This is a genomic window from Vibrio sp. PNB23_22_6, assembly GCF_052877535.1.
Window position 1 is genome coordinate 1 of the sequence record NZ_JBNFXP010000044.1, and the last position, 9649, is coordinate 9649.

Sequence of the window (9649 nt, forward strand, 5' to 3'; positions counted from 1 at the left end):
CGCTCGTTCCTCGCTGTCCAGAATGACGGGGAGATAGTGGGTCATTCCAGCGAACCTAAGTGAGACTAGGAATCTACGCACCGCCCACTTTGAAGCCAAAATCCTATCTCACCAATTCGAGCACTCTGGTAATAGATTCTGAATCACGCTCGCTCCTCGCTGTCCAGAATGACGAAGAGGAGGGCACTCAAAGCAAAGTCGAAAAGTGGTTTATTTCTCGTCGTCTGGCAGTTTTACATTCAACTCAAGAACTGAGATATCATCGTCTTTGTGTTCAAATGTCAGATCGACCATGTTTGGATCAATCGCGACGTATTTGCTGATCACCTTCAGAATGTCCTCTTTCAATTGAGGCAGATAAGAAGGCGCAGGGTCGTTCTGGCTGCGGCGCTCAGCAACGATGATTTGCAAACGTTCTTTAGCTAAACTGGCCGATGTTTTTTTCTGAGGGCGGAAAAATTCTAATAGTGACATGTCTAGCCTCCGAACAGTCGTTTAAAGAGTCCTTTCTTCTCCTCAGTAAGGAAACGAAATTCAACCTCGCTACCAAGAAGGCGCTCTACGGTATCAGTGTACGCCATGCCTGCATCCGTATTTTCATCGAAAGTAACGGGTACGCCCTTGTTTGATGCGTTCAGTACCGCTTGGCTTTCAGGAATCACGCCTAACAAAGGAATATGAAGAATGTCTTCGACGTCTTGTACACTCAGCATTTCACCTTGGTTAACGCGAGCTGGATTATAGCGAGTCAGCAACAGGTGCTGTTTCACAGGCTCAAGGCCTTGCTCCGCGCGCAGTGACTTAGAATCCAAAATGCCCAGAATACGGTCAGAGTCACGAACAGAGGAGACTTCAGGGTTGGTCGTTACAATCGCTTCATCTGCGTAGTATAGCGCCATTAGAGCACCTTGCTCGATACCCGCTGGTGAGTCACAGATGATGAAGTCAAAGCCCATTTCACCGAGTTCAGTGAACACGCGTTGTACACCATCTTTGGTGAGTGCGTCTTTATCACGTGTTTGTGAAGCGGGAAGAATGAATAAGTTATCCGTGCGCTTATCTTTAATCAGCGCTTGGTTTAGCGTTGCTTCACCGTTGATGACATTTACAAAGTCATACACGACGCGGCGCTCACAACCCATGATCAGATCGAGGTTACGCAAACCGATATCAAAATCGATCACCGCAGTCTTATTGCCCTTAAGAGCCAGACCTGAGGCGATGGCTGCGCTTGAAGTGGTTTTACCAACGCCACCTTTACCAGACGTTACTACAATAATGCGTGCCATTTTATTTCCTTTTTAGACTAAATAGTGAGTGCTTCCAGACGTAATGATTCTTCGGCTTTACTGATCATTACTTTCTTTTGCCAATACTCACTCTCAATTTGATCGCTCAACCAGTAATCGCCAGCAATGGAAACCAGTTCAGCTTGTAAATCGTGACAAATAATATGAGCTTCTTGCTGCCCGCTCGCTCCGGCAATCGCGCGTCCACGTAGGGTGCCATGAATGTGGATAGAGCCATCTGCTATCACCTCTGCACCAGCACTGACGTGCGCGAGTACCACTAAGTCGCCATCTTTAGCGTAGACTTGCTGACCCGAACGGACGGGGGTGCGAACCACTTTTGTCGGGGCGATTTTAGCTGGAGCTTGAGTCGGCGACTTGCTTGCAGACATAATCGCAAAGCCAGCTTCTGAGGCAAGATTTTGAACGCGCTTATCTTTGCAACCCGTAACCCCGACAGGAATAAACCCGGCGTCAGCAATCCCTTGTTTCAGCGCCCTGAAATCAATATCGCCTTCGACTTTTGCTATATTGATAATCAAAGGAGCGGATGCGAAGAAAGAAGGGGCTTGAGAAACCTTTTCTTGCAAAAAATCGACAGTTTTTTCGACCTCATTATCAGAAAGGTGTAAAACTGACAAAGTAAAACTGCTACCTTTAAGGTCTGGTGTATGGGTCATCGTGGACTACTTGCCTTTATTGAAAGAGCGTTGCCTTAAACTAGGTCTGTCATGTTATATTCCATCCTCTGACGCAGCAAGTTCTCAAGCGGGCAAATCCGAGATTTAATCTCAAATTTGCTATTAAGTTTGCGAGAATTTTACGTTTTCAACAAAATCCGCGCTAAAAGCGGATAAATCAGCACAAAAGGCTTGTCATGCTTTGTTCTATTTATAAAAGCGCAAAAAAAGAAGGCGCTTATCTTTATATCCCGAAAAAAGACGATTTTTCACAGGTTCCTGACACGTTAATGCAAATGTTCGGTAAGCCTATGCCAGTCATGACGATCAAACTTGATGGTCGCACTTTGGCGCAAGTTGATATCGAGAAAGTGAAGGCATCATTACAGAATGAAGGCTTCTTTTTGCAATTACCACCTCCGCCAGAAAACCTACTAGAAAAATACAAAGAACAAAAAACTCAGCAGAAAGGCGAACAGTAAGTCCGTTTTTCATCTGAGAATACTGCCTTACTCAAGGAGGGCAATATGAAAAAGATATTGGCAACGATGCTCAGTGTTGGCATATGTACTTCAGCGTTTGCAAGTAATGAGGGCTTTGAGGAGTACCTCAATAAATTGCGTACAGAAGCGCGTGCTAAAGGCATCTCTGAACAGGTGATCAGTGCCGCTTTTGCTAATGTTGAATACAAACCTCGTGCGGTTAATGCAGACCGAAATCAACCGGAAAAGAAACTGACGTTGGATGAGTACATTCCTCGGGCGGTACCGGAATGGAAGGTAAAGCAAGCGAAGCAATTGTACAAAGAGCATTACGCAGAGTTAAAGCGCATTGGTGACGAATATGGCGTGCAACCGCGCTTTATTGTCGCACTGTGGGGCGTGGAAAGTAACTTCGGTAAGTTCACCGGTAATTTCCGCGTGATCGATGCGCTATCGACCATGGCATTTGAAGGTCGTCGTGAAGAGTTCTTCCGTAAAGAAACCATGGCAGCGCTGCAAATTCTAGATGAAGGCCATATTGGGTTAGAGAGTTTCAAAGGCTCTTGGGCAGGTGCGATGGGCCAGTGTCAGTTTATGCCAAGCTCATTCCTACGCTTTGCCGCAGATGGCAATGGCGATGGTAAGAAAGATATCTGGCAATCAGAAGCGGACGTGTTTGCTTCTACCGCGAACTACCTAAGCGAATCGGGTTGGGACGACAAGTTCACGTGGGGTCGTCAGGTGAAGGTGCCACACGGTATCGACCACAATCTTGAAGGCCGCGGAGAAGAGAAAGGCAAATACCTGCAAGAGTGGAGCAAGCTTGGTATCACCAAATACGATGGCAGCCCATTACCTAAGTTGGACGAAGACATCAAAGCGTGGCTAATCATGCCCGACGATGAAAACGGTCGTACTTACTTGGTGTACAACAACTACAATGTGTTGATGAAGTGGAACCGCTCTTACTACTTCGCACTGGCGGTAAGTCACTTAGCTGACCGCATCACATTCTAAGTTGAATTTCTCAATACGGCTTCCAAGCTATTGCCACGGGCGTAATGGCGAACTTGATGAGTGCATCAATCGCAGGCGTAATTTTGAGCTTGTAACAGAACCCCTCCCTAACCCTCCCCTTAGAAAGGGGAGGGGACTAGAAGCGATCTCAGCCCAGTCCTCCTCCTTTTCAAGGGGGAGTTAGAGGGGGTTGTTGCTCCGAACAAAAAAGGCTCCTTGCGGAGCCCTTTCAGTATTGGTAACTCGTTATTTCTTCGTATGGAACTGCTCGCAAGCCAGCATCGTATTCTCAATCAAGCTTGCAACGGTCATTGGACCAACACCACCTGGTACTGGAGTAATGAAGCTTGCGCTTTCACGCGCTTTATCATATTCCACGTCTCCGACTAGTTTGCCAGATTCAAGACGGTTGATACCCACATCGACTACGACGGCGCCTTTCTTAATCCACTCACCAGGAATGAAGTTTGGTTTACCAACCGCAACCACAACCACATCGGCTTGGCGTATATGGCTTTCTAGGTCTTTGGTGAAGCGGTGACACGTTGTTGTTGTACAACCTGCAAGTAGCAACTCTAGCGTCATTGGACGGCCAACAATGTTCGATGCGCCAACCACGACCGCGTGCTTGCCACGTAGCTCAATGTTGTAACGGTCGAGTAGGGTAATGATGCCTTTTGGCGTACAAGAGCGCAGTTTAGGAATGCGCTGGGCTAAGCGGCCAACGTTATAAGGGTGGAAGCCATCCACGTCTTTTTCTGGGTGGATACGCTCAAGAACGTGCGTTGTATCAATACCCGCCGGAAGAGGCAATTGAACTAGAATGCCATCGATTTCTGCATCGTTGTTTAACTCGTCGATCAGAGACAACAGTTCTTCTTCCGAAGTGGTCGCAGGAAGGTCAAAAGACTTAGAGATAAAGCCAACTTCTTCACACGCACGGCGCTTACTGCCAACGTAAACTTGCGAAGCAGGATCTTCACCAACAAGAACAACCGCAAGACCAGGAGCGCGAAGGCCAGCCTCAACGCGAGCTTTCACTCGTGCTGCAACTTCTGATCGAACAGTTTGGGAAATAAGAGTTCCATCTATATTTTGAGCAGTCATGACTTTCCTTTTTAAATAAGAAGGCTAATTATTTGCAGCGCATTGTCGCAGAAAATGGATTTAACATCCATAAGCAAACGTTTGCCTTGGGGTTCTTTTGAACATTTTTCGCATCATTGGCCTTTTTTTAGACATTCAGATCAGAATGTTACGAAAACCCGTTGATTTAAGCGGTTGAACTCGTATAATCCCTCCTGTAGCGCGCCCTTAGCTCAGCTGGATAGAGCACGTCCCTTCTAAGGATGTGGTCGCAGGTTCGAATCCTGCAGGGCGTGCCATTCCTACCCTCAGCACAGTCTTCCTATCCAAAACCGTTAGGACTGTGTCATGTATTTAGTGAACAATCTCACAAAAACTCCACCACAAAACCTTAATTTAAACACCCCAATTCCGTCTTGTATAGACAGCTACGTTCAAATTCGAGCGCAATACCATAAAACTTACATTGGAACATTAAAGTATCGATTAGAGCGGATAAGCCGCTACTTTTCTTCTTATTTAATCAAAGATCTCACCACAAGCCCTTATGCTAGGGATAACATCAACTCTTTCATTACTCATCGTCTAACTAGTGTTAAGCCAGGTACTGTTCGGAAAGATGCCGCAGCCCTGCAAGCAATGCTTAATTGGCTCCGTAGGGATATAGGACTGCAAATTCCAGATATTTTTAAACAGATACGATTACCAAAAGATTACGGCGTTCGCCAATTCATTCCCACCCATGAACAAGTAACGGCAGTAGTCGCCAGATTACCCACAGAAGAGCTACGCGACATTTGTATACTGTTGAGTGAAACAGCCTGTCGTAGGAATGAGGCTCTGAAACTGCGAAGGTGCGATGTGTACCTTGAACATCGATACATACAGCTATGGAACACAAAGAACGGCGAAGACCGTAAGGTACCGCTTTCTACTACGGCAATGGCGATACTGGGTAAGAGAATGGATATAACGAAGGACAGGGCGCCGACGTATCCCGTCTTCAATGCATTACCTGAATATGTCAGCAAAAAGTTTCGAAAAGCCGCCGATGAAGAAGGGCTACATGATTTTGTCTTGCATTCACTCAGGCATTACCGATTATCCAAACTGATAGAAGCAGGGCATGACAGCGTATTGGTGTCTAAGGTGTCTGGTCACCGAGATCATCGGGTATTGAGTAGATACGTGAAGTTGGATGCTGAAGCTTTAGCGGCGAGGCTGTTTGATTAGGGAGGCGAACAACATTAGGGAAAGTTTCTGAGTTCAAAAATCAGATAAATTTCTGATGCCAATATATAGATGTGGGGTAGGGGGTGTTCCGTTTTGGTCCACCCCCTACCCTCTCGGCAGCGCATTTACTTTATGGTGTTTTAATTAGCCATATCTGGTGTTGAATAACGGTTATCTTTTTGCACAAACTTTAGTGTGGTTGTGGTGATGTCTTTACTGAAAATGGTCTGTGTAACCATACAGCTTTGTTCAATTAGTACTCGAGAATGAATTAACCTACTTTGTACCGCTTAATGTCGCCTACCTAAGCATAAGTTTGAGCACTATTTACTTATATTTCATACGGGTAAGTGCTAGTATTCACAATTTCTTGTGTGAGAAAGCAGGCGGCATACGAGAGTGAAAGACGGCGAAAAGCCGTATAGAAACAGGTTCTTGGCAAGGTCAATGCCAATAGTTTGAGTGATGGATATTAACCTCCAGCTTTTTAGCAAGTATAAGTTTAATATGACACGCAGACTATCGGGGGAAGAGGAAGTCCATATCATTCGTTATGTTGTAATAATGTGAGGTATCATACATTGCTCAAAAGAATAGGGTTATATCTGAGGGAAATATGCTCCATCTTTATAGGTTTTTATCTGATGGCTATCATTCTCGTTTATGCGATGGATACGAAGCAGAGCGTTACAACAGTACTGAATAGTTTAGGTGTTTTTCTTTCATCAATTGGTGTGGTTGTAGCTATTTTAACTGTTCTCCAACAACACTACTTGCACCAATCTAAAGAAATTGACGCAGCTGTCAATTCATCAAATTACTTTATGTTCAAGTTAGGTTGTATGTTGGAAGTGTATAGTTGCGTAAAGCGAAATTATCTTGAACAGCTCGATAAGCAAGCGGGCGATATAAAATTACTGGATGGTGAAATCTCTCATTGGTTAGTCGAGATTGATTTAGAAAAGAACATCTTTGTATCTGAGTTTGATTCACACATCTATGTGGCTTCTTATCATGCTATTTTTAATTACAACCGTTATATTGAGGGAATATTTCTTTGGCAACGAAATCAAAAAGTACAAAGTGATGAGGCGAATACACGAAATCTCAACGAGCGCTTGAATAATTTAGATGAGTTCGGTACTTCGCTTATCGAACTGCATACGAAGATGCACGAAGTGTTAAAGACTAATTACCCACAGCATTCATTCTTTAACTCAAGTTTACCATATGATGAATTTAAAATTTGGTAAAAATTACTACATTCAAGCATGATTGGGGATTGTTTGAATAAAGAAGCGCGTCCAACCGGTACGATTCGTTAACGCGGTACATTCACGAACCCAATGCTCTCGTATTCGATAAACGGACAGGATGGCTTGTTGCACAGCGGATTTTATCGGTACGAAATGGGTAGCAGCACATTGAACAGCTTGGCAAATAGCAACAGCATCATTAAGATCATTTTTCCTTTAATATGGTGCGGGATGACATACTTAGCTGCCATAATACGAGCGTCATGACCGAGCTTGTTGAACGTTCTAGCTCAATATGAGCCCTACCACACGCTTCGAACCCTATGCACATAGGTGGCATATTTGCTTTTGTGAGTAACAACTTAGCGCGAGTAACAGATTCATGCAAAATAACTATACTTTTTGAATCAATGGCATGAGTACTGAAGTGATTTTTGGCTAAATCAATACCGCCAAAATAAGAATAATCAGACATGGTGCCTCCAGTGCTAATAAGTTCCACATAAGTGTGGTCGATCTTCGGGAGGGGGAACCATGTCATTAGTTAGGCTTCAGAATCGAGGGAAATTTAGATGATTGCGTATATAAGCGAAAAAAGTAAGAAAAATGCAGGGAAACCTCTTTATCCACACAAACATAAAGATGATATGTATGTCGCATCACACTCTCGTTTTGAAGCGGACTATGTTCGAGTCGAAACCCTAGAACAACTCCAAGCTTTGGTAGAGTCAGGATACGGGGCTCGTATGTCTAACCCGGATTTAAAACCGAGGGTGCCAGCTTCAATAATAGTTAGTAAAAATATTGATATTGAGGGTTCTTTCTCAATTGAAGGAGAACTTCGAAAAATCAGCAAACTTCCTGAATTAGATGTTGAGTTCACCGCAAAAAAACGAGCAGAACAAAGCTTGCTAAGAGCCCATTTACTGGATGGGAATAAACTAGGTACTTGTACAATTTGTAACTATCAATTACCAGAAAACATGCTTGTAGCTGCGCACATAAAGCATAGAGCCAAGTGTAGTGATGAAGAGAAGTTGGACTTTGGTGCTGTTGCTACATTGATGTGTAAGCTAGGTTGTGATGACCTTTATGAAAAAGGCTACATTTATGTAGATGATGGAGAAGTTCGATCTAACCCCAAAGCTGTGACTACAGACGTACTTGATACCATAATTTCTTCGTTGGTCGGGAACAAGATTTCAAACTGGGAAACTAGTAAAAAATACTATGAGTGGCACCGTGAGAAATGGGGCCCAAAAAAAGAAGCCTAACAAATACTTCAGTTCTTATTCCCAACGCATGGCATTTTCAGCTTCAAAAAACGGATAAATATTTAGCACCAATATATCGATGTGGGGGAGGGGTATAACGTTTTGGTCCATTCCCCCTGTCGCTTAAACTTATAGCCCTTCTCGACGCAATGACTCTTTAATATCAGCTGAGAGCGCTAGCTGTTGGCGGTGAAGGGTATCCAAATTGTTTGACATTGTTTGTGAGTAATTTTTCATATCCTGCTCTATCTCTTGAATCGTTTGTTGAACTGCTAATCTGAACTGTTTCTTTGATGCCTCTATTTCAGCGTTTAACTGATTATTGTTTGGATGAACTTCATGTTGTGATGGCTGAGCGGTTACTATTGTTGATGATGTGAATGATATTGCTATGAGTAAAAATGAAGGCACGGTTAGCTTGTTGGTTTGCTTTATATAGAGTCTCCTAGAAACGAAAAAAACCCGCCGAAGCGAGGTTTTTATGGATATACAAAAAGTGTCGAAGCCACACATGTAGGCTGATTACCACTATAAATATTATGTCGCAATGAAATCGGAACTCAATAGGTGTACGAAGTGACTTAGAGTCTAGTCACAACAAAAGTGTTAAAAATGGCGCTTTCGTCCTGATTTTAAAATGTGTTTATTTATGCATGCTTTATGCACTTTATATTCACTTGTATTTGGTGACTAAACATTGGGAAATAGACCCTTCGTGGGACATTTAAAAATGGGCGGACTCGTTTGGTTCAGATTATCGTTATTATGTTAAATTTGGCGCTTTTTTAAACATCTTTGGGTAGTGGGGAGGCGCCTTCCGCTTCTTCAGCAATTTCACCTAAAATAAACGCCAACGGGTTTTTAGCATCACCAGAAGCTTCGACTTGTTGCTTCGGGTTCCAGGTATTGCGGCTTCGACATTTTAGCCAAAACTCCATAGCTCGAACGTCAGGCGGCAGTTCTTCGCTATATTCTACGACTTCACCGGAACTCAGTACCTTTTCTTTACGCACAGAAACTCCAGTTGCGCGTTTGAACAGTTTGTAAGCCACCTCAGCATCCGCTTTCATCTTGCCTCGCTTACGAGCCTCAGCAAACTCAGGGTATAAGTTGACCCAATGAAATATAGTGTCCCTGTGCACTTCAAAAAACTCGGCAAGATCGACATCTCTAGCCCCCATAAGGCAGAGCTTGTAAGTCTGCTTAGTGTAATCCGTTCGGTACTTGTTGTTATTAAGGTTTCCTTTAGGTGCCGCTGTAACCCTCCCCGAAAAACTGGTCGCTCGCAATTAGAGGTTTTCCGTTTACACTGAAACAAACGGAGAACGCATG

11 protein-coding genes, 1 tRNA gene and 1 pseudogene are annotated in these 9649 nt (G+C 43.9%); 6 read left to right on the top strand and 7 right to left on the bottom strand.

All coding sequences use genetic code 11. The features are described from left to right. Positions 1-210: 210 nt before the first annotated feature. The 3 genes from minE to minC are packed head-to-tail and all read right to left on the bottom strand — an operon-like array spanning position 211 to position 1969. Positions 211-474, bottom strand: a complete 264-nt coding sequence (minE, locus tag ACVA54_RS19170) for a cell division topological specificity factor MinE (protein ID WP_099080352.1) — start codon at positions 472-474, stop codon at positions 211-213. Between the two features lie 2 nt (positions 475-476). Next, positions 477-1289, bottom strand: a complete 813-nt coding sequence (minD, locus tag ACVA54_RS19175) for a septum site-determining protein MinD (RefSeq protein ID WP_099080351.1) — start codon at positions 1287-1289, stop codon at positions 477-479. Between the two features lie 17 nt (positions 1290-1306). Continuing rightward, the gene (gene minC, locus ACVA54_RS19180) at positions 1307-1969 is read right to left on the bottom strand and encodes a septum site-determining protein MinC (protein WP_119463666.1); all 663 of its coding nucleotides are present in this window, start codon (positions 1967-1969) and stop codon (positions 1307-1309) included. Positions 1970-2166: 197 nt separating this feature from the next. On the opposite strand from minC, the gene ACVA54_RS19185 reads away from it, so the two are divergent. Both ACVA54_RS19185 and ACVA54_RS19190 read left to right on the top strand, forming a co-directional pair. Further along, positions 2167-2451: a YcgL domain-containing protein gene (locus ACVA54_RS19185; protein ID WP_099080349.1), complete on the top strand. Its 285-nt coding sequence runs from the start codon at positions 2167-2169 to the stop codon at positions 2449-2451. Between the two features lie 45 nt (positions 2452-2496). Continuing rightward, positions 2497-3468: a lytic murein transglycosylase gene (locus ACVA54_RS19190; RefSeq protein WP_099080348.1), complete on the top strand. Its 972-nt coding sequence runs from the start codon at positions 2497-2499 to the stop codon at positions 3466-3468. A 246-nt stretch (positions 3469-3714) separates the two neighbouring features. Here the strand turns inward: ACVA54_RS19190 and folD are convergent, their stop codons facing one another. Further along, the gene (gene folD / locus ACVA54_RS19195) at positions 3715-4575 is read right to left on the bottom strand and encodes a bifunctional methylenetetrahydrofolate dehydrogenase/methenyltetrahydrofolate cyclohydrolase FolD (RefSeq protein WP_099080347.1); all 861 of its coding nucleotides are present in this window, start codon (positions 4573-4575) and stop codon (positions 3715-3717) included. A gap of 201 nt (positions 4576-4776) precedes the next feature. Here folD and ACVA54_RS19200 point away from each other — a divergent pair. The 3 genes from ACVA54_RS19200 to ACVA54_RS19210 all read left to right on the top strand — a co-directional run bounded on the left by ACVA54_RS19200 (position 4777) and on the right by ACVA54_RS19210 (position 7040). Continuing rightward, positions 4777-4853: transfer RNA gene (locus ACVA54_RS19200), tRNA-Arg, on the top strand. A gap of 49 nt (positions 4854-4902) precedes the next feature. Continuing rightward, positions 4903-5787, top strand: a complete 885-nt coding sequence (locus ACVA54_RS19205; protein WP_446609183.1) for a site-specific integrase — start codon at positions 4903-4905, stop codon at positions 5785-5787. 644 nt (positions 5788-6431) lie between these two features. After that, positions 6432-7040, top strand: coding sequence for a hypothetical protein (locus tag ACVA54_RS19210; protein WP_446649869.1), 609 nt, complete (start codon positions 6432-6434; stop codon positions 7038-7040). An 11-nt stretch (positions 7041-7051) separates the two neighbouring features. On the opposite strand, the pseudogene ACVA54_RS19215 reads toward ACVA54_RS19210, so the two are convergent. Beyond that, positions 7052-7518: pseudogene (locus tag ACVA54_RS19215) on the bottom strand (IS110 family transposase); the annotation flags it as partial. Positions 7519-7615: 97 nt separating this feature from the next. Between ACVA54_RS19215 and ACVA54_RS19220 the strand changes: the two are divergent. After that, entirely contained in the window at positions 7616-8317 is a 702-nt protein-coding gene (locus tag ACVA54_RS19220; RefSeq protein WP_446649870.1) for a hypothetical protein, read from the top strand. Between the two features lie 129 nt (positions 8318-8446). Here the strand turns inward: ACVA54_RS19220 and ACVA54_RS19225 are convergent, their stop codons facing one another. Then, positions 8447-8728, bottom strand: coding sequence for a hypothetical protein (locus ACVA54_RS19225; RefSeq protein WP_446649871.1), 282 nt, complete (start codon positions 8726-8728; stop codon positions 8447-8449). A gap of 374 nt (positions 8729-9102) precedes the next feature. After that, positions 9103-9606 carry a hypothetical protein gene (locus ACVA54_RS19230; RefSeq protein WP_446649872.1) on the bottom strand — a complete coding sequence of 168 codons (504 nt, stop codon included), beginning with the start codon at positions 9604-9606 and terminating at the stop codon, positions 9103-9105. Positions 9607-9649 lie beyond the last annotated feature (43 nt).